Origin of the sequence: Pseudomonas sp. ICMP 8385, from assembly GCF_002699915.1 — a bacterium.
Taxonomy (GTDB): Bacteria; Pseudomonadota; Gammaproteobacteria; order Pseudomonadales; family Pseudomonadaceae; genus Aquipseudomonas; species Aquipseudomonas gessardii.
In genome coordinates, this window is sequence record NZ_LKBY01000135.1 from 1 (window position 1) to 25,315 (window position 25,315).

Genomic DNA, 25,315 nt, shown 5'->3' on the forward strand with positions numbered 1-25,315 from the left:
GAGGGGCATGAAACGAACTCATAAAAACAGAGCCCGTTTCTATTATTGCTTGGCGGAGAAGTCAATTTCTTAACTGACTGGCATTAGGGCAAGCCCGCTCCCACATTTTGCGTTTCTACAGGTTCAAGTCGGCTCAGCGCTTGAGCTTGCGTTTATTGCGATACTGGTCGATCACCACTGCCACCACGATGATCAGGCCCTTGATGATGTCCTGGATATAGGCATCCACCCCGACGAAGGTAAACCCACTGGCCATCACCCCAAGGATCAGCGCGCCAATCACCGTGCCGGTGATGCGCCCTACCCCGCCCGCCAGGCTGGTGCCGCCGATGACCGCTGCAGCAATTGCATCCAGCTCGTAGGACATGCCCATCCCCGCCTGCCCGGTCGCCGCCCGAGCCGAGGCGACCACACCGGCCAGCCCGGCCAGCAGCCCGGCAATGCTGTAGACGATGATCAAGTGCCGCTTGACGTTGATCCCCGAGGTGCGCGCCGCCTGCATATTGCCGCCGATGGCGTAGGTGTACTTGCCGTACTTGGTGTAGCGCAGGGCAATGTGGAAGATCACCGCCACCACCAGGAAAATGATCACCGGCATCGCGCCATGGCCGATGGCCGTGTAGGAATCCGACAGCATGCTCACCGGCTGGCCTTCGGTGTAATAACGCGCCAGGCCACGGGCCGAGACCATCATGCCGAGGGTGGCAATAAACGGCGGGATGCCGGTAATGGCGATGATGCTGCCGTTGATCGCCCCCGCCAGCAAGCCCACGCCCAGGCCGGCCACCACCGGGATCCATACCGGCAAGTCCGTCAGCGACGGAAACACCGCCCGGGAAAAATCCGAGGTTTGCGCCAGGCTCGCGGCAATCATCGCCGACAACGCCAGCACCGAGCCCGAGGACAGGTCGATACCGGTGGTGATGATCACCTGGGTCACGCCAATCGCCAGCAAGCCGATGATCGACACTTGCAGGATCATCAGCACCAGGCGCTGGGAGTTCATCAAAAAGCTCTGGTCACGCACGATCCAGCCGAACAGTTCAAACACCAGGCCGATACCGATCAGCACCAGGAAAATGCTCAGCTCGGTAGGGAACCGCCGCCGCCCCTTGGCCGCCGTGGCGGGCTTCTTTTCCTCGGGTTTGCTTTCCAGTATTGCGTTCATTGCCCGTCACCTTTTTATTCGTTAGTGGACTGCCGTCATACCGGAAGCCAACTGCATGACTTTTTCCTGGGTGGCCTCGGCCCGGTCCAGGGTGCCCATCAACTCGCCCTCGTGCATCACCATCACCCGGTCGCTCATGCCCAGCACTTCCGGCAGCTCCGAAGAGATCATGATCACCGCCATGCCCTCGCTGGCCAGAAAGGCGATCAGGCGGTAGATCTCGGCCTTGGCGCCGACGTCGATGCCACGGGTCGGCTCATCGAGGATCAGCAGCCGTGGCTGGGTCATCAGCCAGCGGGCCAGCAGGGCCTTTTGCTGATTGCCGCCGGACAGGGTGTCGATGCACTGCTCAAGGGAGGGGGTTTTCACCCGCAGCTTCTTGCACATGTCTTCGCACAAGGCCCGCAGGGCTTTTTGCTGGATAAAGCCGTTGCCCGAGTAATGGGGCAGCACGGCCATTTCCATGTTTTCCAGGACCGACAGGCAGGGGAACAGGCCACTGAGCTTGCGGTCCTCGGTCAACAGCGCAAACCCCTGCTTGATAGCCATGTGCGGGTCGCTGATGCGCAACGCCTGGCCGTCGAGGCGGATCTCGCCGCCGTCGCTTGGGGTAATGCCGAAGAGCGTTTCCGCCACATTGGTGCGGCCCGAGCCCATCAGCCCGGCAATGCCGAGGATCTCGCCGGCATGCAGGTCAAAGGACACGCCCTGGAACACCCCATCCAGGCGCAGGTCGCGCACCGACAACAGCAACTCGCCGATGGGTTTGTCGCGCACCGGGAACAGTTGGCTCAATTCGCGCCCGACCATCATCGCGATCAGGCTGTCGCTGTCCATGCTGTCGGCGCGTTGCAGGCCGATATAGGCGCCATCGCGAAACACCGCCACTTCATCGGCAATGGCAAACACTTCATTCATTTTATGGGTGATGTAGATGATGCCTTTGCCCTGGGCCTTGAGGTCGGCAATGATCGAAAACAGGTGCGCCACTTCCTTGTCGGTAATCGCCGAGGTCGGCTCATCCATGATCAGGATGTCGGAGTCGTAGGACACCGCCTTGGCAATCTCCACCATCTGCCGCTCGGCAATGCTCAGGTTGCCGACCTGCTCCTCGGGGTCGAGGTTGATCCGCAGCCGCGCCAGCAACTCGGCCGTGCAGCGGTGCATGGCCCGGTGATTGACCAGGCGCAGGCCATTGAGCTGCTCGCGACCGATCCAGATGTTCTCGGCGATGCTCATATGGGGCATCAGGTTGAGTTCCTGGTGGATCATCGCGATGCCCGACTGCAAAGCGGCCAGGGGCGTATCAAACACCACCGGCTTGCCCCGCAGGCGGATCTCCCCGGTATCGGGTTGGTAGATGCCGGCGATGATTTTCATCAGCGTCGACTTGCCGGCGCCGTTTTCTCCCATCAGCGCCAGGACCGAGCCGGGGCGCACCCGCAGTTGCACATCGTCCAGGGCCACGACGCCGGGAAAGCCTTTGCTGATATGGGCGATTTCCAGCAGGTAGGGTTGTTCCAGGCCTGCGGGCTGCACAGCAGTCGCTTGAGCGAGCATATCGGGGCTCCATCGGCAGGGCGATTGTGACCGCCCTGCCGGCTTATTGTTGTGATTGAGCGTTACTTGAACGAGGCGACATTGTCCGGGGTGATCAGTTGGAACGGCACCACGACGTTTTGCTCGACCGCCTCGCCCCTGGCCATTTTCACAGCCGCCTCCACCGAGCCGACCGCCTGCCCCTTGGCATCCTGGAACACCGAGAGCGCCATCTCGCCCTTGGTAATCGCATTCAACCCATCGGGCGTGCCATCGACCCCACCAATCAACACGCTGCCCGGCTTCACACCAGCGGTTTTCAAGGCCATGGCCGCGCCAATCGCCATTTCGTCATTGTTGGCCACCACCGCATTGAACTCACGGCCCTGGGTCAGCCAGTCGTTCACCAGGGTCATGCCCTTGTCCCGCAGCCAGATCCCGGTCTGCTCCTGTTCAATCTTGATGTCCGGGTATTTGCCGAGGACCTCCTTGACGCCCTTGGTGCGATTGGTCGTCGAGTTGTTGGCCAGGTCACCCAGCAGAATCACGATTTTGCCTGTGCCGCCCATCTTCTCGGCCAGGTACTGCATTTGCAGCTTGCCGGCCTCGACATCATTGGACGTCACTGTCACCACCCCTTTGGGCAGGTCGGTCTGATCCGGGCGGCGGTTGACGTAGACCAGCGGGATACCGGCCGCCACCGCGGCCTTGGTGATGCGTGCGGTGGAGGCGGTGTCCACCGGGTTGACCACCATGGCATCGACTTTCTGGCTGATAAAGTTCTCGACCTGGCTCAGTTGCTTGACCACGTCGGCGCGGGCATCTTCAAACTGCAGTTGCACACCGTCACCCTTGGGGTAGGACTTGGCTTGCTTGTCCATATCCTCACGCAGGTAGGTGAGAAAGGTGTCGTCGAACTGCGACATGCTGACGCCAATCTTGATATCGGCGGCCGCGGCCACGCCACTGGCGAGCAGCATCGACAAGGCCAGCGAGGCGAAACGGATCTGGGTCTTCATGAACGGTCTGTCTCCACTTTCTTGTTGGTTTTCTGGACGTAGCGTTTATCAGAGCGATGAGTTGGCAGCAGGCAGCCGTACCACGGGCGCCCCCGGAATGCAGCACACCAGGGCGCCCTTGCTTTCGATGCAAAGGACATTGAGAAAAGAGAAATAGAAGGGCCGTGCGCGGGGTGGGAAGGCAGTACGTAACACTCGCAGTACAGCGTTGAAGATTTTCATCTGACGGTACCTGGTTGTTTTTATCTTGTTTTTGTTGAGTCCCCCGGCCCCTTTACAAAGGAAGGTCGAGATGGACTGTCGGCAACCTGGAAATGACTTTATTGGAAAATAATTTCCATATCAACTCATTTTAGAATTTTATTCTATTTCCACTCTCCGTCTTCCATCGTCGCCATCTCCACCACTTGCCGACGCTCGGCGCTGAGCCTGGCAGCGTCCAGCACCCGCGTGGTTTCCCAGGCATCCTGCGCCTGCACCGGCAACGCGCCCTGGCCTTCGACGGCGCTTTGCAACTGGCGATAGAACTGGTTCCAGGCGCCCTTTTCCGAGGGGATACGCTCGCGTTCCGCGCCGTGTTCAAACCAGCCCCAGCGTCGATGCTCTTCGGCGCCCCAGTGTTCGCCTTCGGTTTTCGGGGTCTTGCCGGCCAGCAGGGCCTGCTCCTGGCCGTCCAGGCCATCGACGGTGTAACAACCCGCCGTACCATTGACCCGAAAACGCGGGGCCGGGCAGTTTTGCAGGGCGCTGCCCCACAGGTGGGAAACCACCCCGTTGGCGTGGCTCAGGCTGACAAAAAAACCATGATCGAGCGTGGGGTGCTCGGCGCTGTACTGCAATTGCGCAAACACCCGCTCCACCGGGCCAAACAGTTGCAAGGCCTGGTCCACCAGGTGGCTGCCCAGGTCCCGCAGGAACCCGCCGCCACTGGCGTTCCCCAGCGCCTGCGGGCTGTAGCGCTCCACCCGTGATTCAAAGCGGGTGATACGGCCCAGGGTGCCGGCGTCGATCAGCTTGCGCAGGGTGAGGTAGTCCGAGTCCCAGCGCCGGTTCTGGTAGACGCTCAGTTTCACCCCTTCACGCTCGGCGGCGGTAATCAGCGCCCGGGCCTGCTCGGCATTGCTGGCAAAGGGTTTGTCGCTGACCACCGCCACACCATATTCAATCGCCTCCAGCACCAGGGCCGGGCGGCCCTTGAGGGGGGTGGAGATCACCAGCACATCCAGCCCGGCTTCGACGATCTGCGCGATGCTGTCGAAGGCCGGCACCCCGGGATGCTCCGCCGCCAGTTGCTGGCGCCGCTCGGGGGAGCGGGTCACCACACCGACAAACGTCGCCCCGGGCAATGTGGCAATCAGCGGGGCATGAAAAAAACGGCCACCGTGGCCGTATCCAACCAGTCCGATGCGCATGGATCAGCTCCTTCTAGGAAATGGAAACCCAATCAAAATGTGGGAGCTGGATTGCCAGCTCCCACACTGACCGCACTAGCCGTAGAATGCCGGGCGCTGCGGCAGGCTGACCGCAACGATCTGCCCACTGCCCTGGGCCTCGATACACGCATCCGCCGCCACCGCCGCCGCAAAGCCATCCCACGCCGAAGGTCCACCCACTTGGCCGGCGCGCACGCCATCGATAAAGGCCTGCAACTCGACGTCATAGGCCGCGATAAAGCGGTCTTTCCAATCCATCAGAATCGCCGTCGACAGCTTGGCTCCGCTGCGCAGTTGCACCTGGGACGGCTCCGGCAATTTGGCAATGCCGGTCTCCCCCACCACTTCACACTGGATGTCGTAGCCATACTGGCAGTTCACAAACACTTCCACATCGATCCGCGTGCCCCTGGCGGTTTCCAGCAACACGATCTGCGGATCGCGCAGATGGCTCAAGGCCTTGCTGGCTTTACGCGGGAACACCACCTGCACCGATACATAGTCATCGGCCAGCAGCCAGCGCAACACATCCAGCTCATGGATCAAAGTGTCGGTGATGGCCATGCCGGTGGTGTAATTCTCGCCCACCGTCGGGTTGCGGTGGGCGCAGTGCAGCATCAGCGGCTCACCGATCTGGCCGCTGTCGATCACCGCCTTGAGGTCCTGGTAGCCCTGGTCATACGGACGCATGAAGCCGACCTGGACCAGGCGCTTGCCATGGGCCACTTCCGCATCGACGATGTTGCGACAGCCCTGGGCCGTGACCGCCAGGGGCTTTTCGCAGAACACCGGCTTGCCTGCTGCGATCGCCGCCAGCACAAACTCCTCATGGCTCGGCCCCCAGGAAGTGACCAGCACCGCCTCGACCTGCGCCGACTGGATCAAGGCATGGCCATCGGCGTACACCTCGGCGCTCAGTTGCAGGTCAGCCACCACCTGGGCCGCCTGTTCAAGGTTGATATCGGTAACCGCCACCACCTGGCTGTTGAGCAAGGTCTGGCTGCACCGGCGGATATGGTCCCGGCCGATGGCGCCCGTACCGATCACACCCAGCTTCAAAGACATGGCAACACTCCTTTCTCTTGTTATCAGTACTGCCGGGCCTTGGCCAGGCGTTCATTGAGTTGCCTGGCACAGGCATTGGTACGTGCGCTGGTGGACACCTGGGCCACGCCAACCCGCCACCACGACAAGTAGCCGTGGATCATGGTCTTGGGCAGCACCTTGATATCGATCAGCGTCGACACGCTTTGCGTGCGGGCATCGGCCAACGCGGCGTGCAGGTGTTCCAGCGTGGTGACCTTGTAGGTCTTGCAACCATAGGCCGCCGCGCTCATGGCGAAATCTACCGGCACCAGGCCGCCATCGAGCTTGCCGCTGTCAGGGTTGCGGAAGCGGAATTCGGTGCCGAAGCTGTCCATGCCATGGCCCATCTGCAGGTTGTTGATGCAACCGAAGGCCATGTTGTCCAGCAGCAGCACATTGATCTTGCGGCGCTCCTGGATCGAGGTGGCCAGCTCCGAATGCAGCATCATGTAGGAGCCATCGCCGACCAGGGCGTAGACCTCGCGCGCAGGCTCGGCCAGCTTCACGCCCAGGGCCGCGTTGATCTCGTAGCCCATGCACGAATAGCCGTACTCGACGTGGTAGGTATTGACCCCCTTGCTGCGCCAGGCCCGCTGCAAATCACCGGGCAGGCTGCCGGCGGCGGCGACAATCACCGCGTCGTCGGCCAGGGTCTGGTTGAGCACCCCCAGGACCTGGCTTTGGGTCAGGCAGGAGCCGGTCAGCTCGATAAACTCGCGCAGTACCACCGGGTCCATATGGTCGTTGATCTCGGGGCTGAAGTCGGCGTCGGTGTAGCGCGCCTGATAGACCCGCTCCACTTCGGCATCGCCCTGCGCGCGGGCCTGGCGTGGCTGCTCGCCCCATTGCGTGGCGTAATCGCCCAGTGCGTCGGCCAAGGCCAGCAACCCGTCCCGGGCATCTGCCAACACCTGTACCCCGTCGAGTTTCAGCACATCGCCGGGGCTGATATTGAGGTTGAGAAACTGCACCTCGGGATGCTGGAACAGCGACTTAGAGGAGGTGGTGAAGTCGGTATAGCGCGTGCCGATGCCGATGATCAGGTCGGCGTCCCGGGCCAGCAGGTTGGCGGCCAGGCAACCGGTTTCGCCGATGCCGCCGACATTCAGCGGGTGGCTGGAGACAATGGCGCTCTTGCCGGCCTGGGTTTCGGCAAAGGGGATCTGAAAACGCTCGGCAAAGGCCTGCAGCGCGGCATTCGCGCCAGAGTACTTGACCCCGCCCCCGCAGATAATCAGCGGCTTGCCCTTGGATTTGAGCAGCGTGACAGCGTCGCGCAGCATCGCTTCGGTGGCCGGGCGCCGGTCCAGGCGGTGTACGCGTTTTTGCAGGAAGTCATTGGGGTAGTCCCAGGCCTCGGCCTGCACATCCTGGGGCAAGGCCAGGGTCACGGCGCCGGTTTCGGCCGGGTCGGTCAACACGCGCATGGCGTGGATCGCCGCACTCATCAACTGTTCGGGGCGGTTGATGCGGTCCCAGTATTTGCTCACGGCGCGGAACGCGTCGTTGGTGCTGAGGCTCAAGTCATGGAATTGCTCGATCTGCTGCAACACCGGGTCCGGCTGGCGACTGGCATACACATCGCCGGGCAGCAGTAACAGCGGGATGCGGTTGGCCGTGGCGGTCGCGGCGGCGGTCAGCATATTCGCCGCCCCCGGGCCGACCGACGCGGTACAAGCGTAGACCTTGCGCCGCAGGTGCTGCTTGGCAAACCCAATCGCGGCATGGGCCATACCCTGCTCGTTGCGGCCCTGGTGCACCACCAGTTCGCCACTGTCTTGCTCCAGGGCCTGGCCCAGGCCCAGCACATTGCCGTGGCCGAAAATGGTGAAGACCCCGGCGACAAACTTGCTCTGCACGCCATCGACTTCGATGTACTGGTTATCCAGGAACTTCACCAGGGCCTGGGCCATGGTCAATCGGGTTGTGCTCATGTTTCGTCCCTCGGCGCCTACGGGTTAAAGGTCCAGCAGCCAACTGTGCTGCGGGTCGTTGTGAAAGTGCCAGGCGCGCTTGGGGCCGGCCATCACATTCAGGTAATACGACTCGTAGCCATACGGCACGCTGACCGGGTGATAACCCTTGGGCACCACCACCAGGTCGTGGTTTTCCACGGCCATGGCCTGGTCGATGCTGCGGTCGTCGGTGTACACCCGCTGGAACACAAAACCCTGGGGCAGGTTGACCTGGTGGTAGTAGGTTTCTTCAAGAAAGCTCTGGTGCGGCAGGTCATCGGTGTCGTGCTTGTGCGGGGGGTAGCTGGACGAATGCCCGGACGGCGTGCGCACTTCCACCACCAGCAGCGAATGGGCCGGCTCGCTGTCGGGCAGGATGTCGCATACATAGCGGGTGTTGGCGCCCTTGCCACGTACGCTGCGCTTGCAGTGCTCGGGGCGGATCAGTCGCGGTGCAAGGCCGGCGGCAGTAGAGCCCGGCGCGGCGCAGACGGCGATCTGCACATCGCCCAGGGCGGTCACCTGGGCAAGCGTGCCCGGTGGCAGGTAGGCAGCGAACGGCGATTTGTCTTCAAATACCGATTGGCGATCACCCAGGTCCTGCCAACTGAACCCTTCGCCCTCGATCGAGACCCGGCCACTGAGCAGCACCAGGCACAGCTCCTGGTCGCCGGCACTGACCGGCAGCGTTTGCCCCAGGTTCAGGCGGTACGCGGCAAACCCTACATATTCCAGGCGCCCCGCTGGCAGCGCGACCATGGATTGCCCATCCGGGCTGCTCTTGACCAGCAGGCTCATTGTGCGGCCCTCCCGTCCAACAGCGCGCGCAAGGTATCGAAGCCTTTCTTGGCATAGATATAGCTGGGCGCCACGGCCGGATCCTGCTCGGCCTCCACCACCAGCCAGCCACGGTAGCCGGCGCCCAGCAGCACATCCAGCAACTGGGCGAAGTCGATATCGCCGTCGCCCGGCACGGTGAAGGTGCCATTGACGATGCAGTCGGGAAAGCTCCACATCTGGTTGCGCGCCAGTTGCACCACCGGTTTGCGCACATCCTTGAAATGCACATGGCACACACGCCCCAGGTGCTTGCGCAACACCTCGACCGGCTCGCCACCGCCCATATAACAGTGCCCCGAATCAAACAGCAGGCCGACCTCCGGGCCGGTCAGGCGCATCAGGGTGTCGATATCCTCCGGGGACTCGACGTACGCACCCATATGGTGGTGGTAGGCCAGGCGCACGCCCTGGGACAGGGTAAAACGCGCAAGCTCCGTGAGTTTGTCGGCATAAGCCTGCCAGGCCTGTTCACTGTGAAAACGCGGGCGCTCGATCAGGCGGATCGGCGCGCCCTGGATCGAGTCGGCCACTTCGCCATAGACCAGCACCGTGGCGCCGTTCTCGCGCAGCAATTGCACATGGCTGGCGATGGCGTCGATTTCCTCGACCACCGAACGCCGGGCCAGGCGGCTGGAGTACCAGCCGGAGACCAGGGCCAGGCCGTACGGGCGTAACACATCGCCCACGCCCTTGGCGTCCTTGGGGAATTTGCCGTTGAGCTCGAAACCTTCGTAGCCGATGGCCTTGCCTTCGCTGAGCGCGGTGCTCAACGGCGTTTCGCCGCCCAGGGCCGGCAGGTCGTCGTTACTCCAGGAGATGGGGTTGATGCCAATACGGATTGCGGGCATGGCTGCACCTTTTATTGTTTTAACCTTGAGGCTGCTGAAATCTGCTTGTGTGGGAGCTGGCTTGCCGGTTCCTACAGTTGAGCGTGTTTAAATTCTGGAGCTGCACCAGGCCTGGATCAGTTGCTCGAAGGTCTGCTGCACCTGCTGGATCAGGGTTTCGTCGTCGATTTCCGCCGCCATCCACGCCCGGCTCGGCTCCTGGAAGATCGTCCGGCCCACGGCAAACCCGCGGCAGGTCCGGCTCCGGCTGGCCTGCCGGAAGCCCTCGGCCAACGATTGCGCCGAGGCATTCAGGCCCAGCAATACCACGCCCCGGCAATAGGGGTCGCGCGCCTCGATCAGCTCATCGAGCTGTTGCCACTGCTCGGCACTCTGCGCTTCGATCTTCCACCACGCCGGGTAGATGCCCAGGTTGTATAGGCGCTTGAGGCTGCGATAGAGCACATCCGGGTAGGTCGAGGGGTGATCCTTGGGCGGCACCACTTCCAGCAGCAGTTCATGGCCGCTGGTTTGCGCGGCCTGATACAGGCCCTTGAGCTGCGCCTCCTGTTCCAGGCGCAGCAACGGCTCGTCATCGGGGTGAAACTGCACCAGACACTTGATGATCTGCTCCTGGGGCCAGGCGATCAGGTTGCTGCCAATCGAGCGACCGTGCTCGAACGCCAGCGGCCGCGAGCCCTGTACCTCTACCGGACGCGCGACCCACCAGCCACGGCCGGTGGCGGCATTCAGCGCATCCTGACCAAAACGCTGGTCGGCCAGAATGCCCACATCGGCCTCGACGCCCTGCTCGCGCAGCTTGCCCTCCACGCGCTCCACCGCCTGGATAAACAATTGCTTGATCGCGCAGATCCGCGCCGGATCCTGGCCGCCTCTGTGCGCCAGTTCCACCAATTGCCAGCGATGGTCGAAAGCAAACACAAACAGTTGCTTCCAGGCCTTGCGCGGCACACTGACCTGATGCAGGCGCTGCAATACCGGGTCCTGGTCCGGCCGGGTGATCGGCACCGGGCTGCTGAACAGGTAGTCAAGCTCGGCCGGGGTCGGCATCGCCGGGGCGCAGGCATGGCGTGACACCACCAACCCGCCGCAGGCATTGGCCAGCTGGCAGCAACGCGCGTCATCGGCGTCGTTCAGCCAGCCGCTGAGAAAGCCCGCCATAAACGCATCGCCAGCCCCCAGCACGTTAAGCACTTCGACGCGCACGCCGGGGTAAATCGCCCCGTCTTCCAGGCGCGCCGGGATCGCCCCGTGAATCACCGTGCAGCCTTGCGGGCCGAGCTTGACCACCAGGGTCGCCGCCGTCAGTTGGCGCACGTTACGCAAAGCGCTGAGCAAGTCGTGGCCGGCACCGGCAATCAGGAATTCTTCCTCGGTGCCGACAATCAGGTCAAAGCGCGGCAGGATGCCTTGCAGGTGCTGGCTGACGTTCTGGTCGGCAACAAAACGGGTCTGGCCGTCAGCCTTGCCCGCCAGGCCCCAGAGCACCGGGCGGTAGTCGATATCCAGCACGCGCCGGACGCCGTGCCGCTCGGCGTAGTCCAGGGCCTCGAGGCTGGCCTGGTACACGCCGTCGGTCGAAAAATGGGTGCCGGTGATCAACAGCGCCTTGCTGCTGGCGATAAAGCTTTCGTGGATGTCCTCGGCGCGCAAGGCCATATCGGCGCAGTTTTCGCGGTAGAACACCAGGGGGAAGGTCTCGCGGTCCTTGAGGCCCAGCAGGACCATGGCGGTCAGGCGCTGCGGGTCGAGCGTGATGCCACTGACATCACAGCCTTCGCGCACCAGGGACTCCACGAGGAAGCGTCCCATGTGATCGTCCCCGACCCGGCTCAACATCGCCGACTTGAGCCCCAGCCGCGCCGTGCCAAAGGCAATATTGGCGGAAGAACCGCCCAGGTACTTGGCGAAACTGGCGACATCTTCCAGCCGCGCCCCGACTTGCTGCGCGTAAAGATCGACGCCCAGGCGCCCAAGACAAATCAGATCCAATTGACGCCCACTGGCAAAACGAGTCTGGCCCATGCTGGCTCCTGTTATTTTTATCTGCCCGCGCCTGCCGTCGTGGCGGCGACGCGCTTGGTGGATGCAGACTAGGACGTCCGGCGCCAGCAATCAATATTTATTCTATAAATATTTTATGTGGAATATATTTTCCATTAAGATATTTTTTGCCACCTTCCCTGTAGACTTGCGCCCATTGACCTATTGTCAGGGGCGACGTGCCCGTCACCTGCCCTGATAAGAACACGCCAGAAGGATTGCCTATGTCCCGCACCGATCAGCAGGCTCGCGCCGAGACCGACGTTACCGAAGCTCTCGCCAGCCCTCCGATCAATGCCGAGCGTCTGTTGCAGTTGATCACCGATGAATACGAAAGCCTGCCCCGCCAGCTCAAGCGCATCGCCAGCTACATGAGCCAGCAGAGCGATCGGATCATGGTCGATCGCATCAGCGATATCGCCCGGGAATGCGAAGTCCATCCTTCGGCCATCGTGCGGTTTTCCCAGCGCTTTGGTTTCAGCGGGTTCAGTGAGATGCAGGCGCTGTTTCGCGAGGCGTATACCCACAAGACCACGCCGGTGCAGAACTACCAGCAGCGCATCCGCAGCATGATCGCCAACAAGTCGCAGAAAGCCAGCGGCGGCGACCTGGCCCGCGAATGCGTGAATGCCACGCTGTCGGGCATTGAGCGCCTGGGCCTGGAACTGGACGACAGCGCCTTCGAGAAAGCCGTGGACCTGGTGGTCAACGCCGACAATATCTACGTGGTCGGCGTGCGCCGCTCCTTTGCGGTGGCCGACTACCTGGTCTACAACCTGCAACACACCAACAAGCGCATTCACCTGGTCTCGGGCCTGGGCGGCAGCTACCGCGAGCAGATGCGCAGCGTGCGTGCCAATGACCTGGTGATCGCCATCAGCTTCACGCCCTACGGTAAGGAAACCCAGCACTGCCTGCGCATCGCCCAGCACCACCAGGCCAAGACGCTGATCATCACCGACAGCAACCTGTCACCGCTGGCCAAGCGCGCCAACACGGTGTTGCTGGTCAATGAAGGCTCGTCGTTCGCGTTCCGCTCGCTGAGTGCCACGTTGTGCCTGTGCCAGGCGCTGTTTATTGCCGTGGCGTACCGGCTGGAATTAAAGGTCGATGAGATTCACGAACAGGTGGGCTTCGACGACTAAAAAGGCCTGCTCCCACATGTTGACCGAGGCAGCCCCAAGAATGGCCTACATGAATTTTCTTTTAGAAACCTCGCTAGCATTTCTTGGCAAAATGCCTCACTCCCGTGTAACCAGGTAGCCCCCCATGCCCCGTATTTTGACCATCGAAGACGACGCCGTGACGGCCCGCGAAATCGTCGCCGAGCTGAGCAGCCATGGACTGGAGGTGGACTGGGTCGACAACGGCCGCGAAGGCCTGACACGGGCGGTCAGTGGCGATTACGACCTGATCACCCTCGACCGTATGCTCCCGGAGCTCGATGGCCTGGCCATTGTCACCACCTTGCGCACCCTTGGCGTGTCGACGCCGATCCTGATGATCAGCGCCCTCTCCGACGTGGATGAACGGGTGCGCGGCCTGCGCGCCGGGGGCGACGATTACCTGACCAAACCCTTTGCTTCCGACGAGATGGCCGCCCGGGTCGAGGTGCTGCTGCGCCGCAACAACGCGGCCAAGGCCGCGCAAACCGCACTGCGCGTGGCCGACCTGGAACTGAACCTGATCAGCCGCGAAGCCAGCCGCGCCGACCAGCCGCTGAGCCTGCTGCCCACCGAGTACAAGCTGCTGGAGTTCTTGATGCGCAACACCGGGCAAATCCTCTCGCGGATGATGATCTTCGAGGAAGTGTGGGGTTATCACTTCGACCCGGGCACCAACCTGATCGACGTGCACATTGGCCGCCTGCGCAAGAAAATCGACCCGCCGGGCCTGACGCCGCTGATCCGCACGGTACGAGGCTCGGGCTATGTCATTGCTGAACCCGTCTAACGGCTGGCGCTCGTCCAGCAGCCGCCTGCTGGCGCTGTACAGCTCGCTGTTCGTGGCCTGGAGCTGCATCCTCATGGGGGTGCTGTATTACGAGGTCTCGGCTTACCTGGGCGACCTGTCGCGCCACTCGCTATTGCAGCGCCAGCACCTGTTCCAACACTTCGAGGGCACGCAACTGGATGAGGCCCTGGCCACCAGCATGACCTTCGATATGAAGGGTATTGATGCCTATGGCCTGTTCGACAGACAACAACGGCCCCTTAGCGGCCCGCTCCAGCAGATCCCCGCAGGCTTGCCCCTGGACGGGCGTATCCATGCCCTGGCCAACTGCATCGAATCAGATGACCCGACACTGCCCCGGGGCAGTTGCGACGCGGTGGCGACCCACACCCAGGATGGCCGCTGGCTGGTGCTGGTGCGCGACAACGGCTCGTTGCTGGGCGTGACCCGGATCATCCTGCAAGCCCTGTTCTGGGCCATTTCCCTGACCATCCTCCCCGGCGTCGCCGGCTGGCACCTGCTGCGTCGGCGCCCGCTGCGGCGGATTCGCGGGATCCAGGCCAGTGCCGAGGCCATCGTCGCCGGCGACCTGACCCACCGCCTGCCGCTGTCCAACCGCCGCGACGAACTGGACATGCTGGCGGCCATCGTCAATGCCATGCTGGAGCGCATCGAAAAACTGATGAACGAGGTCAAGGGCGTGTGCGACAACATTGCCCACGACCTGCGTACCCCCCTGACCCGCTTGCGCGCGCAGTTGTACCGGATCAAACAACAGGCCGATGAGGATTCGCCCCTGGCCTGGCAACTGGATGCAGTGATCAGCGAGACCGATACGCTGATGGCGCGTTTTCGTGGCTTGCTGCGCATTTCCGAACTGGAGGACCGCCAGCGGCGCGCAGGCTTCCGGGTTTTCGCCCCCCTGCCCTTGCTCCAGGAACTCCATGACGTCTACCTGCCCTTGGCAGAAGAAGGCCAGATGACGCTGCTGTTGCAAGTTCCCGCAGCCTTGCCGCCGATTACCGGCGACCGCGCGCTGCTGTTCGAGGCCCTGGCCAACCTGCTGAGCAATGCGCTCAAGTTCACCCCGCCGGGCGGCGAAGTGATTCTGCGCGGGATCGACCAGGCTGGCAGCACGCGCATCGACGTCCTGGACTCGGGCCCGGGGATTCCAGAGGCGGAACGGGCCGCGGTGTTCCAGCGCTTTTACCGGGTCGAGGGCGGTCAGCAGCAGGGCAGCTTTGGCCTGGGCCTGTCGATTGTGGCGGCGATCATCAACCTGCATGGCTTCCGGCTGGAAGTCGGCAGCAGCGAGCGTGGGGGCGCGCGGTTGACCCTGGAGTGCCGTCCACAGCCCCCACTGTAGAAGCCGGCGTGCCGGCGCTTACAAGGTCAGGCCGGGAAGTTTTTGCGCAGGGCCTCGACGCCGCCGGTGTAAACGCCGCTGAACAGCTCTTCCACCTCGGCATCCGTCACCCCGGCAATCGGAGTGAACACACCCGACCAGGTGACTTTGGCCGAGTGCTCACCCAGCGCTTCAACCTGCAAGGTCGCCAGATACGCACTGACCGGGAACGGCGATTCGCTGATGGTGTACGTGTAGGTGCGCGCAACGTTATCGAAGGTCTGCAAATGCTCGACCACCACCGCGCCATCCACGGTTTGCAGGTGACGCACACGCCCGCCTTCGCCCGGCTCGCTCTTGGCAATCAGCGGCAACCAATCGGGCAACGAGTTGAACCCGCCGACCAGTTGCCAGACTTGATCGGCCGAGACCGGGATTTCAATGACAGCAGATGCTTTGGCCACAAACAGACTCCACAACGATTGGAAAAGGTAGGTCAGCTTACGCCGGCGGCAAGGTGAGCAGAGTTACCTTCTGATCAAAAGATCGGAAATTTCCCACTTTCCCCAGGCTCGTCAAGCGTTTGACCAAAGTTGGTACAGCTTATGCAAACGTTTGCGTCACGAACTTGGCCACCGATTGCCTGCATGTTCGTCCGTCTCCGGGCCACCGGCTCAACACCGCACACGAACAAGGATTTTCCATGCCATTGACCTCCAGGCGCCCCACCCCGCTGACCACCTTGGGTGTTTCCTTAATGCTGGCTGCCGTTACGGGAGTACTCAGTACTCCCACCCAGGCCGAGAAAAAACCGCTTGATGAATCAGCCCAGGGCGAGGCCCTGAGCGCCGAAGCCAGCCCGGCGAAAAAGGGCGTGTACCTGTCGGACTGGTTCAACCAGGACCTGACGATCATTGGCAGCAAAGACATCAGCTTCGGGCCCAGGCCGACCGATGATATCTATCTGGAATACGAGTATTTCGGCCGTAAAGGCCCATTCGAGCTATATGGCTATATCGACGTGCCGAAGATCTTCGGCATCGGCAACAGTAACGACAAGGGCGTGTGGGACCGCGGCTCACCGGTGTTCATGGAACATGAGCCACGGATCTCCATCGACTACCTGGCCGGACGCAGCCTGGCGGTTGGGCCGTTCAAGGAGTGGTATGTGGCCTTCGACTGGATCTACGACCATGGCAGCAATAGCGCCAACCGGGCCAATACCTTGTACAGCGGCCTGGGCACGGATATCGACACCCGCTCGCGGGTCATCCTGTCGGCCAACTTCTATGGGCGATACCAGTGGGAGAACTACGGCGCGAGCAACGAATACTCCTGGGACGGCTACCGTGCACAGATGAAATACATCGTGCCCCTTGGCCAGTTCGACAATGGTGCATCGCTGACCTACATCGGCTTTACCAACTATGACTTTGGCTCGGACCTGCACAAGGACAACCCGGCACGCACCGCCAACTCCCTGGTGGCCACCAACGTCTTGCTGTATGCCTTTACCCACCTGCGCTTCACCCTGGTGGGGCGTTACTTCCACAACGGTGGCAACTGGCAGGACGGCAGTGAGCTGAACTTCGGCGATGGCAACTTCCGTGCCCGGTCCAATGGCTGGGGTTATTACGCGGGCGTGGGGTATCAGTTCTAGCCCGTGCTCAATCCGCCTGGCGCGTGCTGCTGCGATACATGAACACCAGCGCCAACGCCAGACACAGCATCGCCAACACCCGGCTGCCGGACAGTTCGATGGCCGTGTTGCCCAGCCAGCCGAAGCTGTCGATCAACAGGCCCATGGCCAATTGGCCGACGATCACCGCCACCGTCGCTACCGCCGTGCCCACGATGGGCACGGCACCGACCATCACTAGCATGTAGACCACGCCGAACAATGCCCCGGTCAGTTGCCACTTGGGCACCTCAAGCAAGCTCACGGCCTGGGCCGGCTCGAAAAACAGAATCAGCAGGCCGGTCACCAGCATGCCCACCACGAACGTGACCAGGCTGCTGCGCAGCACCCCCACGGTTTGCCCCAGGCGTCCATTGATTGCCGCTTGCACACTCAACACCGCGCCAGCGGCAACCACCAGCACCAACAATAGAATCAGATTCATCGCCTTAACCCCGCGCAATCAGAACAAGAGCCACCCCAATCAACAGCAGCGCAATCCAGCGTTCGCCATTGACCCGCTTGCGGGCGCTGCCGAACCAGCCGAAATGGTCAATCAGCACGCTCTTGCCCACTTGCCCGGAAAGGATCGCGACCATGGTCATGGCAATGCCGATCCGGGGCGTGGCCAGGATCAGCACCACCACATACGTGGGGCCCAGGAAACCGCCGATCAGTTGCCAGCGCGGCAGTGCGTTGAGGGCCGGGCCTTTTTGCGGGCCGCTGAACAGCAGCAACAGCAGCAGGATGGGCGTACCCACCCCAAAGATGCTCAAGGTGGCCCATAAATGCCCCACCTGGGCCCCCAGCGGCCCCAACAGGCCAGCCTCCACCGACAGGCCCATGCCGGCCAGGATCACCAGCGGCAACAGCAGCAGCCCCAGCCGGTTCTGCGGGCGGGCCTGGGCCGTAGTCTCAAGAGAAGAAGTTTGCATACATCACCTACACGTCAGAGAAGCACAATGACGCGCATTATCCGGTGACAAATCTGTGCGATAAATGGGAGCATGCCGACAACACTTTTGCGTATTACGCACAGCACGGAGCGGTCATGCAGGGCTTCAACGAGTTGAGTTTCAAGGCGCTACGCCTGTTTGTCGCGGTGCTGGACCACGGCAGCTTCTCCGAAGTCGCACGCCGCGAAGGCCTGGCGCCCTCTTCCATTTCCCGACAGATCCAATTGATGGAACAGGCCCTGAGCCAGCAATTGCTCTATCGGCATACCCGGGCGATCAGCCCCACAGAAGCCGGGCGTTTGCTCGGGCATCATGCGCGCCTGATGCTGCAACAGCTGGAAGAAGCCGGGCAGGCCCTGCAAGAACAGGAACGCGAGCCCAGCGGCCTGGTGCGCATCAATGCGCCCATGGTGTTCGGCCAGCGGCACCTGTCGCCCTGGGTGGCCGAGTTGTGCCAGCGTTATCCCAGGCTGCAACTGGATATCCAGCAGACCGACACCTACATCGACCCCCTGCAAGAAGGTGCTGACTTGTTGTTCCGTATCGGTGTGCTCAACGATTCCGGGATGCAGGCGCGCATTTTCGCGCCCCAGCGCTACCGGATCGCCGCCAGCCCCGACTACCTGGCGCGCTTCGGCACGCCGCGCCATCCCGATGAACTGCGCCATCACCAGTGCCTGGCGTACAAGGGGGTGAATGGCCAGCAACGTTGGTACTTCCGTCGCGAACCAGGCGACTGGACGCCCTACTCGGTCAAGGGCCCGCTCACCGGCAACCACGCCGACACCCTGGCGCGCGCCGCCGAACAAGGCCTGGGACTGGTGGTGTTCCCCTCCTGGCTGATCGGCGACAGCCTGCGCGCCGGGCGCCTGCAGGCGGTGCTGACCGACTATGAAGTGGCCACTACCCTGGAACCACAGCAGATTGCCGCGTTATGGCCCGGCAGCCGGCGCTTGTCGGTGAAGGTGCGCACGGTCATCGACTTTTTTGTCGAACGCTTCGGCAGCGTGCCCTACTGGGACCGCTGACTCAAAACAGCCACTGGCCGATCAACCAGGCATTGGCGCCGCTGATCACCGTAAACAGGCTCCAGGCCAGGATCCTGGTGGGCAGGCGATTGACGAACGGCCCCATCAGTTGCTGATCGCCGGTCATGCGGATCAGCGGGTACAGGGCAAAGGGCAACTGCAGGCTAAGCACCACCTGGCTGAGGATCAGCAGCTTGCCAATGGCATCATCTCCCATCAACCACACCCCGAGGAACGCCGGGATCAGCGCCAGGCCACGGGTGATCAGGCGGCGTTGCCAGCAGGGAAGGCGCAGGTTGAGGTAGCCCTCCATGATCACCTGGCCGGCGATGGTGCCGGTGAAGGTCGAGCTTTGCCCGGACGCCAGCAAGGCAATGCCGAACAGGATACTGGCGAAGGCGCCGCCCACCAGCGGGTCCAGCAGGTGGTAGGCGTCCTGGATTTCCACGACCTCGCTATGCCCGGTCTGGTGGAATGCCGCAGCGGCCAGCACCAGGATCGCCGAGTTGACCAGCAAGGCCAGGGCCAGGGAGCCGATGGTGTCGATACGCGCCAGCCTGACCGCGTCCTGGCGGCTGGCCAGGTCCTTGCCAAACAGGCGGGTCTGCACGATGGACGTGTGCAGGTACAGGTTATGGGGCATCACGGTGGCCCCGAGGATGCCGATGGCCAGGTACAGCGGCGCGGCGTCGCTGATCGCCGAGAGAGATGGCGTGAAACCACGCAAAACGTCCGGCCAATAAGGTTTGATCAACACCAGTTCGACAAAGAAACACACCCCGATGGTCGCCACCAACGCCAGCATGATCGCTTCCAGGCGCCGGAAGCCACGGTTTTGCAGGGCCAGGATCAGCAGTGTGTCAAACGCGGTGATGACAATGCCGGTGGTCAGCGATACCCCCAGCAACAGGTGGAACGCCAGGGCACAGCCGAGCACTTCGGCCAGGTCGGTGGCGATGATCGAGATTTCCGCCAAGACCCATTGCGTGCGCGCTGAACGCCGGCTGTAGCGTTCGCGGCACAGCTGCGCCAGGTCCTTGCCGGTGGCGATGCCCAGCCGCGAACACAGGCACTGCACCGCCATCCCCGCCAGGCTGGCGAGCAACACCACGAACAACAGGTTGTAGCCATAGCGCGACCCGGCCTCGATGGCCGTGGCCCAGTTGCCGGGGTCCATGTAGCCGATGGAAATCAGCAGGCCGGGGCCGGCAAACTGCAGCACCCGTTTGAAAAATGGCGCACGGGGATCGACGGGGATGGTGCCCGCCACTTCCGGTGGGCAGAACGGTGCGGTGGCAGTTTTCGGCAGGCTGAATTTCACACGGGGTACCAGGCAGGCAGACAAGACAAGCCCGCAGCTTAGCAGTCCGGCGAGACCGTGCGCATCAGCGTTTCCCGGGGTAGATCAAGCGTCTCGACCACCTGCACCACCAGGTCCATTTCCTGATTCAGCGCCTCGCGCTCCATGCGCTGGCGAATCACCCCCAGCACCAGCACCGCCAGGGTCGTGATGGAGTATGCTGGCCCGGAAAACGCCCGCACCCCGCTCACCAGCAGCATGGCCGCCGCCAACGCCTGCCCCACCACCGGAATCGCCGTGGCCGCCCCGCGCCGCAGGATAAACCCGGTCAACCCGGCCAGCGCCGTACCGCTCAAGGCGGTGGTGGCCGAACGGCCGACATCGAAACGGTGGAAAAACCCCTGTTCCTTTTGCGCTGCGGCCCGGAGCTCGGCCTCGAACACCTGGCGGTCGGCCAGGCTGAGCTTGTCCTTGTACTGCTCGATCAGGGTCTCGGCGACCCGCTCCTCCAGGCTCACCAGGGCCACGCTGTCGATGGGCTGGTCAAACTTGATGCCGACGCGCAAGGCCACGTCCTGGGCCAATTGGCGGTAACTCACACCGTGCCCACGGGCCAGGTTCATAAAGCTGTCACCGCCCATGCGCTGCAACTCGATAGCCAGTTTCAGTGGGTCGCGCACCTCGCCATCGATGGCCGCACTGTGCTTGGCAGCCATCAGCTCGGCGAGAAACTGCAACTCTGGCGCCCGTGCCTGGAGCAGCACCGGGAACAGGTCCACATCCTCTTGGGCAAAGCGCACCTCGGCACTGCGCGGGTCCACCCGGATCATGCCCCGGCGCTCGTGCAGCAAGTCGGTGTACTGCACCACCGTCTGCAACTGCGGCCAGTAGGCCGCGTGGTCGAAGGTGACCAGATGCACATTGGTCACTTTGCCCTTGAGGGATGGAGTCAGGGGAATGGCATAGCGGCCAATGCAGCGCTCGGTATCCGGCTTGAGCGCCAGGGCCCAGTCCTTGCTGGAATGGCAATTGATCACCCGCCCCTTGAGCGGCGCCGCCACCTGCTCCCAGGGGCTGGATGTGCATATCGCGCCGCCCATCAACAACAGGTGGTTGAGGGGCAGTTCCCGGGCCAGCTCCGGGTTGGCCAGCAGGCTCTTGACCAGCAGGCGAGCGCCCAGGGAATGGCCGACCAGGTTGATCTGGCGCACCTCGATCGATTCGCGGTGCAGGTAGTTGGTCAGTTCCGCCAACAGTGTCCTGGCCACCTCGTCGACCCGGGCCTCGACACTTTTGTAGTGATCAAGAAAATAGCCCACCGCCTTGCCCAGGCCCACGGTCGCCGCGCCCAGGGTGCCGCCGCCGAGCATCGAGGCGATGATGTCTTTGAAGGGGGCGAACAGGTTTTCCAGGAAATGCCCGGCCGGCCAGAACAGCATCAGGTTGGTCGAACCTTCGATATCCGCCAGTTGCGCCTGGAAACTGGCCAGTTGCTGCGGATTGAAAAACGCAGAATAGCCATGGACATAGAGATTGAGCACCTGCCCCTGGGGCTCGCCGCACAGCACGAACGTGGGCTTGCGGGTGCGGTGCATTTCATCCCACTGGTGTTGCATGAGGCGCTGGCTCCTGGTGAAAACGCAGAGCGATAGTAACAAGAATTGGCGCAGGGCCTGCCCCTGTAAAAGACGTCAGGTGGCGAAGTTCTCGATCTTGACCTGCCCGTCCGGGAACGTCGCCACAATCTCCAACTCCCCACCCATTGCACGGATGTAGTTGCGCAAGGTGCTGATGTACATATCGGTACGACGCTCCATCTTGGAAACCGCTGCCTGGTTGATATTCAGGGCCTTGGCCAGGCTCTCCTGGCTCATCTGTTGCGCTTTGCGCAGCTCGTGCAACGGCATTTCCTTGAGGTGCTGCCGCAAGATCCGCTCGGCATCGGCACGGGCCTCGGGGGTCATGCGCGCCTGCAGGTCAGCAAATTTCTTAGCCATGATTCAGGCCCTCCTTAAGCAATGTTTCCAAGTGTTCGTCATACAGCTTTTCGGCAATCGGAATATGGTCTGCATACCAGCGATTGCGCCCGGTTTTTTCACCACCGGTCAGCAGCAGCGCACATCTGCGCGGATCAAATACATACAGCACCCGATAAGGTCGCCCGGCATGCTGGATCCGTAGTTCCCGCAGGCTGCCATGTCGGGAGTTCTTGATATCGCTGCTGTGTGGAAAGCCCAGGGCTGGCCCCAAAAGGCCCAGTAAATCTACAGTCGCCGAGACAGAAGACTGCTCCTTTGCATCCAGCCCAAACCACCAATTGCCGAATTCATCCGTGTACTCAATTTCCCACTTCATGTAAATATGCCATCCATGGAATATAAACTCAAGGGCATAACTTTAGGACTTTCTACAACGCGCCCGACACCTAGCTTTTAATTCAAAAAAAAACCGCCCTCACCGAACTCATTGAAATAAACGGTATTAAAACTTTCGCGAGCGCCCTGTAGGATTTATACGACATCCAACAGGCACTGGCACAAAGCGCTGTGCCCTGGCAAAAATTCAGATTCAGCAACATAAAAGCGCGTTCTAATGGCGCCCTATCGATTCGCCTCAAAGATCCTGGAGTAAGCGATGCCCCATGAAGGCAACCTGTTACAAGCGGCCGTAGTGTTCCTGTTGGCCGCCGTACTGACCGTGCCCCTGGCCAAGCACCTGAAACTGGGCGCGGTGTTGGGCTATCTGTTCGCCGGCGTGATCATCGGCCCTTCGGCACTGGGGCTGATAGGCAACCCGCAAAGCGTCGCGCAGTTCTCCGAGCTGGGGGTGGTGTTGTTGCTGTTTATCATCGGCCTGGAACTGTCGCCCAAGCGCCTGTGGGTGATGCGCAAGGCGGTGTTTGGCGTGGGCCTGGCGCAAGTGCTGCTGACCGCCATGGTGATGGGGGCGGTGGCGCTCTGGGCGTTTGGCCAGTCATGGAACAGCGCGATTGTGCTGGGCCTGGGCCTGGCGTTGTCCTCCACGGCCTTTGGCCTGCAAAGCCTGGCCGAACGCAAGGAGCTGAACAGCCCCCACGGGCGTCTGGCCTTTGCGATCCTGTTGTTCCAGGACATCGCGGCGATCCCGTTGATCGCCATGGTGCCGCTGCTGGCCGGCGGCGACCACACCACCACCGCCGCCCAGGACCTGAACCACGGGTTACAGGTATTGGGCAGCATCGCCGTGGTGATTATCGGCGGCCGCTACCTGTTGCGCCCGGTGTTTCGCATCGTGGCCAAGACCGGCCTGCGTGAAGTGTCCACCGCCACCGCGCTGTTGGTGGTGATCGGCACCGCCTGGCTGATGGAACTGGTGGGCGTGTCCATGGCCCTTGGCGCGTTCCTCGCCGGCCTGCTGCTGGCCGACTCGGAATACCGCCACGAGCTGGAATCACAGATCGAGCCGTTCAAGGGCCTGCTGCTGGGGTTGTTCTTTATCAGCGTGGGCATGGGCGCCAATATCAGCCTGTTGTTCAGCACGCCCTTTGTGGTGCTGGGCCTGACCCTGCTGCTGATCGGCATCAAGTTGCCGCTGCTGTATGCGGTCGGGCAGATGGTCGGTGAGCTGAACCGCGAGAGCGCAGTCCGCCTGGGCGTGGTCCTGGCGGCCGGCGGTGAGTTTGCCTTCGTGGTGTTCAAGATCGGCCGCGACCAGGGCCTGTTCGCCCCGCACCTGTACGATGTGCTGGTGTTGACCATCACCCTGTCCATGGCCCTCACCCCGTTGCTGTTACTGCTGTGCCCGAAGCTGTTCCGGCCCAAGGCCAAGCCGGTGGAAGTGCCGGAAGAATACCGTGCGATCGAGAGCGATGCGCCACGGGTGGTGATCGCCGGCATGGGCCGGATGGGGCAGATTGTGGCGCGGATCCTGCGGGCGCAGAATATTTCGTTTATCGCCCTCGACACGTCGGTGGAAACCATCGAGCTGACCCGCAGTTTTGGTGGTATGCCGGTGTTTTACGGTGACCCCCAGCGCCCAGAGATCCTGCACGCGGCCAAGGTCGACCAGGCCGAGTACGTCGTGATCGCCATGGATGATCCCGAAATCAACATCAAGACCGCCGAGCTGGTGCGCAACCTCTACCCACACATGAAAATCATCGCCCGTGCCCGTAACCGCCAGCATGTGCATCGCCTGGTGGACCTGGACGCGTCACCGGTGCGCGAAACCTTCTATTCCAGCCTGGAAATGAGCCGCCGTACCCTGGTCGGCCTGGGGCTGAGCGAGACCCAGGCCGATGCGCGGATCAACCGTTTCAAGCACCACGACCTGCAACTGCTGGCCGCGCAGCACGCGGTGTACGACGACGCGGCCAAGGTGATGCAGTCGGCCCAGGAATCGCGCGCAGAGCTGGCGCGGTTGTTTGAAATGGACCGTCTTGAGGAGGAGTCGGGGAAGGTTTGAGGATGGATCCGAACGAAATTGCGAATTTTCTGACAGAATACAGCGCAATTTCGTTCATCCATTGGAAGACCTCATGCTCACCCTCAGCCAAACCGCCGCCCGCCTGGCCCTGGCGCTGACTGTCAGCCTGGGCGCCAGCCCACTGTTCGCGGCCACCAAGCCGGCCGCGGCGGCGCCGGACGACTTCCAGATCGTCTCGACCCTGGACGGCAAGTTCACCTTCACCCTGCCCAAGGGCTATGTCGCCGACGCCCTGCCCGCCGGCGCGCAAGCCCAGGGCACTGCTGGCGCCAACGGCACGATGTATATCAACCAGGCGTCAAAAAGCGTAGTGGTCGTGGCCCAGACCCTGCGCAATGACGGGATCGACCTGCAAGACAACGAACCGCTGTTTCTCGATAGTGCGGTTGAAGGCTTCCTCAAGGACGTAGGCACCAGCCTGCCGGACTACAAGAAACTGGCGCAGAAGAAACTGCTGATCAAGGGCGTGGGCCTGCGCCAGGTTGATGGCACCGCCAGCATGGGCGGTGGCAAGACCTTGAACTCGACCTTCCTTGCCGGCGCAGGCAACCGCTTGCTGGTGATCCAGGCCATTTCCCGGGCCGAGGATGTGATGGGGCATGGGCTGCTGGTCAGGCAGATTACCAGCGGCAAGTGACATTCCCCTAAGCACCAAAAATC

General features: G+C 62.3%; 23 protein-coding genes. 7 read left to right on the top strand and 16 right to left on the bottom strand.

Annotated features, from left to right (window positions below; translation table 11 throughout):
- Window positions 1-133: 133 nt before the first annotated feature.
- The 9 genes from AO268_RS26925 to AO268_RS26965 all read right to left on the bottom strand — a co-directional run bounded on the left by AO268_RS26925 (window position 134) and on the right by AO268_RS26965 (window position 11,913).
- Window positions 134-1,168 (bottom strand): ABC transporter permease, encoded by a 1,035-nt coding sequence (locus AO268_RS26925; RefSeq protein WP_099170379.1) that lies wholly within the window; start codon window positions 1,166-1,168, stop codon window positions 134-136.
- A 21-nt stretch (window positions 1,169-1,189) separates the two neighbouring features.
- Window positions 1,190-2,728 (bottom strand): sugar ABC transporter ATP-binding protein, encoded by a 1,539-nt coding sequence (locus AO268_RS26930; protein ID WP_099170380.1) that lies wholly within the window; start codon window positions 2,726-2,728, stop codon window positions 1,190-1,192.
- Between the two features lie 62 nt (window positions 2,729-2,790).
- Window positions 2,791-3,726, bottom strand: coding sequence for a sugar ABC transporter substrate-binding protein (locus AO268_RS26935; protein WP_099170381.1), 936 nt, complete (start codon window positions 3,724-3,726; stop codon window positions 2,791-2,793).
- Window positions 3,727-4,091: 365 nt separating this feature from the next.
- Window positions 4,092-5,138, bottom strand: coding sequence for a Gfo/Idh/MocA family protein (locus AO268_RS26940; protein ID WP_099170382.1), 1,047 nt, complete (start codon window positions 5,136-5,138; stop codon window positions 4,092-4,094).
- A 75-nt stretch (window positions 5,139-5,213) separates the two neighbouring features.
- Window positions 5,214-6,224 carry a Gfo/Idh/MocA family protein gene (locus AO268_RS26945; RefSeq protein ID WP_099170383.1) on the bottom strand — a complete coding sequence of 337 codons (1,011 nt, stop codon included), beginning with the start codon at window positions 6,222-6,224 and terminating at the stop codon, window positions 5,214-5,216.
- A gap of 23 nt (window positions 6,225-6,247) precedes the next feature.
- Window positions 6,248-8,179: a 3D-(3,5/4)-trihydroxycyclohexane-1,2-dione acylhydrolase (decyclizing) gene (gene iolD, locus AO268_RS26950; protein WP_099170384.1), complete on the bottom strand. Its 1,932-nt coding sequence runs from the start codon at window positions 8,177-8,179 to the stop codon at window positions 6,248-6,250.
- 24 nt (window positions 8,180-8,203) lie between these two features.
- Complete coding sequence (iolB, locus tag AO268_RS26955; RefSeq protein ID WP_099170385.1) at window positions 8,204-8,998, bottom strand: 5-deoxy-glucuronate isomerase; 795 nt, start codon at window positions 8,996-8,998, stop codon at window positions 8,204-8,206.
- Window positions 8,995-9,888 (bottom strand): myo-inosose-2 dehydratase, encoded by an 894-nt coding sequence (iolE, locus tag AO268_RS26960; RefSeq protein ID WP_099170386.1) that lies wholly within the window; start codon window positions 9,886-9,888, stop codon window positions 8,995-8,997. Before iolE ends, iolB begins: the two co-directional genes overlap by 4 nt.
- Before the next feature lie 87 nt (window positions 9,889-9,975).
- Entirely contained in the window at window positions 9,976-11,913 is a 1,938-nt protein-coding gene (locus AO268_RS26965; protein WP_099170387.1) for a bifunctional 5-dehydro-2-deoxygluconokinase/5-dehydro-2-deoxyphosphogluconate aldolase, read from the bottom strand.
- Window positions 11,914-12,155: 242 nt separating this feature from the next.
- Here AO268_RS26965 and AO268_RS26970 point away from each other — a divergent pair, with 242 nt between their 5' ends.
- The 3 genes from AO268_RS26970 to AO268_RS26980 all read left to right on the top strand — a co-directional run bounded on the left by AO268_RS26970 (window position 12,156) and on the right by AO268_RS26980 (window position 15,250).
- Window positions 12,156-13,076, top strand: a complete 921-nt coding sequence (locus AO268_RS26970) for a MurR/RpiR family transcriptional regulator (RefSeq protein ID WP_099170388.1) — start codon at window positions 12,156-12,158, stop codon at window positions 13,074-13,076.
- 124 nt (window positions 13,077-13,200) lie between these two features.
- Window positions 13,201-13,884 carry a response regulator transcription factor gene (locus AO268_RS26975; RefSeq protein ID WP_076964327.1) on the top strand — a complete coding sequence of 228 codons (684 nt, stop codon included), beginning with the start codon at window positions 13,201-13,203 and terminating at the stop codon, window positions 13,882-13,884.
- The gene (locus AO268_RS26980) at window positions 13,862-15,250 is read left to right on the top strand and encodes a sensor histidine kinase (protein WP_099170389.1); all 1,389 of its coding nucleotides are present in this window, start codon (window positions 13,862-13,864) and stop codon (window positions 15,248-15,250) included. The genes AO268_RS26975 and AO268_RS26980 overlap by 23 nt, the downstream gene beginning before the upstream one ends.
- A 26-nt stretch (window positions 15,251-15,276) precedes the next feature.
- On the opposite strand, the gene AO268_RS26985 is transcribed toward AO268_RS26980, so the two are convergent.
- Window positions 15,277-15,693 (bottom strand): SRPBCC family protein, encoded by a 417-nt coding sequence (locus tag AO268_RS26985; protein WP_099170390.1) that lies wholly within the window; start codon window positions 15,691-15,693, stop codon window positions 15,277-15,279.
- Between the two features lie 239 nt (window positions 15,694-15,932).
- On the opposite strand from AO268_RS26985, the gene AO268_RS26990 reads away from it, so the two are divergent.
- The gene (locus AO268_RS26990) at window positions 15,933-16,889 is read left to right on the top strand and encodes a nucleoside-specific channel-forming protein Tsx (protein ID WP_099170391.1); all 957 of its coding nucleotides are present in this window, start codon (window positions 15,933-15,935) and stop codon (window positions 16,887-16,889) included.
- A 7-nt stretch (window positions 16,890-16,896) separates the two neighbouring features.
- Here the strand turns inward: AO268_RS26990 and AO268_RS26995 are convergent, their stop codons facing one another.
- Entirely contained in the window at window positions 16,897-17,352 is a 456-nt protein-coding gene (locus tag AO268_RS26995; protein WP_076964297.1) for a DMT family transporter, read from the bottom strand.
- 4 nt (window positions 17,353-17,356) lie between these two features.
- Window positions 17,357-17,842 (bottom strand): DMT family transporter, encoded by a 486-nt coding sequence (locus AO268_RS27000; RefSeq protein WP_099170392.1) that lies wholly within the window; start codon window positions 17,840-17,842, stop codon window positions 17,357-17,359.
- 116 nt (window positions 17,843-17,958) lie between these two features.
- Here AO268_RS27000 and AO268_RS27005 point away from each other — a divergent pair, with 116 nt between their 5' ends.
- Complete coding sequence (locus tag AO268_RS27005; protein WP_099170393.1) at window positions 17,959-18,891, top strand: LysR family transcriptional regulator; 933 nt, start codon at window positions 17,959-17,961, stop codon at window positions 18,889-18,891.
- Between the two features lies 1 nt (window position 18,892).
- Here AO268_RS27005 and AO268_RS27010 read toward each other — a convergent pair whose 3' ends face one another.
- The 4 genes from AO268_RS27010 to AO268_RS27025 form a co-directional block, all read right to left on the bottom strand.
- Window positions 18,893-20,212, bottom strand: a complete 1,320-nt coding sequence (locus tag AO268_RS27010; protein WP_076964300.1) for an Nramp family divalent metal transporter — start codon at window positions 20,210-20,212, stop codon at window positions 18,893-18,895.
- Between the two features lie 38 nt (window positions 20,213-20,250).
- Window positions 20,251-21,807 carry a DUF726 domain-containing protein gene (locus AO268_RS27015; protein WP_099170394.1) on the bottom strand — a complete coding sequence of 519 codons (1,557 nt, stop codon included), beginning with the start codon at window positions 21,805-21,807 and terminating at the stop codon, window positions 20,251-20,253.
- Window positions 21,808-21,882: 75 nt separating this feature from the next.
- Window positions 21,883-22,188, bottom strand: a complete 306-nt coding sequence (locus AO268_RS27020; RefSeq protein ID WP_076964302.1) for an XRE family transcriptional regulator — start codon at window positions 22,186-22,188, stop codon at window positions 21,883-21,885.
- Window positions 22,181-22,546: a type II toxin-antitoxin system RelE/ParE family toxin gene (locus AO268_RS27025; RefSeq protein WP_076964303.1), complete on the bottom strand. Its 366-nt coding sequence runs from the start codon at window positions 22,544-22,546 to the stop codon at window positions 22,181-22,183. The genes AO268_RS27020 and AO268_RS27025 overlap by 8 nt, the downstream gene beginning before the upstream one ends.
- Before the next feature lie 279 nt (window positions 22,547-22,825).
- Here AO268_RS27025 and AO268_RS27030 point away from each other — a divergent pair, with 279 nt between their 5' ends.
- Both AO268_RS27030 and AO268_RS27035 read left to right on the top strand, forming a co-directional pair.
- Complete coding sequence (locus tag AO268_RS27030; RefSeq protein ID WP_076964304.1) at window positions 22,826-24,634, top strand: monovalent cation:proton antiporter-2 (CPA2) family protein; 1,809 nt, start codon at window positions 22,826-22,828, stop codon at window positions 24,632-24,634.
- Between the two features lie 73 nt (window positions 24,635-24,707).
- The gene (locus tag AO268_RS27035; protein WP_099170395.1) at window positions 24,708-25,292 is read left to right on the top strand and encodes a hypothetical protein; all 585 of its coding nucleotides are present in this window, start codon (window positions 24,708-24,710) and stop codon (window positions 25,290-25,292) included.
- The last annotated feature ends 23 nt before the right edge of the window (window positions 25,293-25,315 follow it).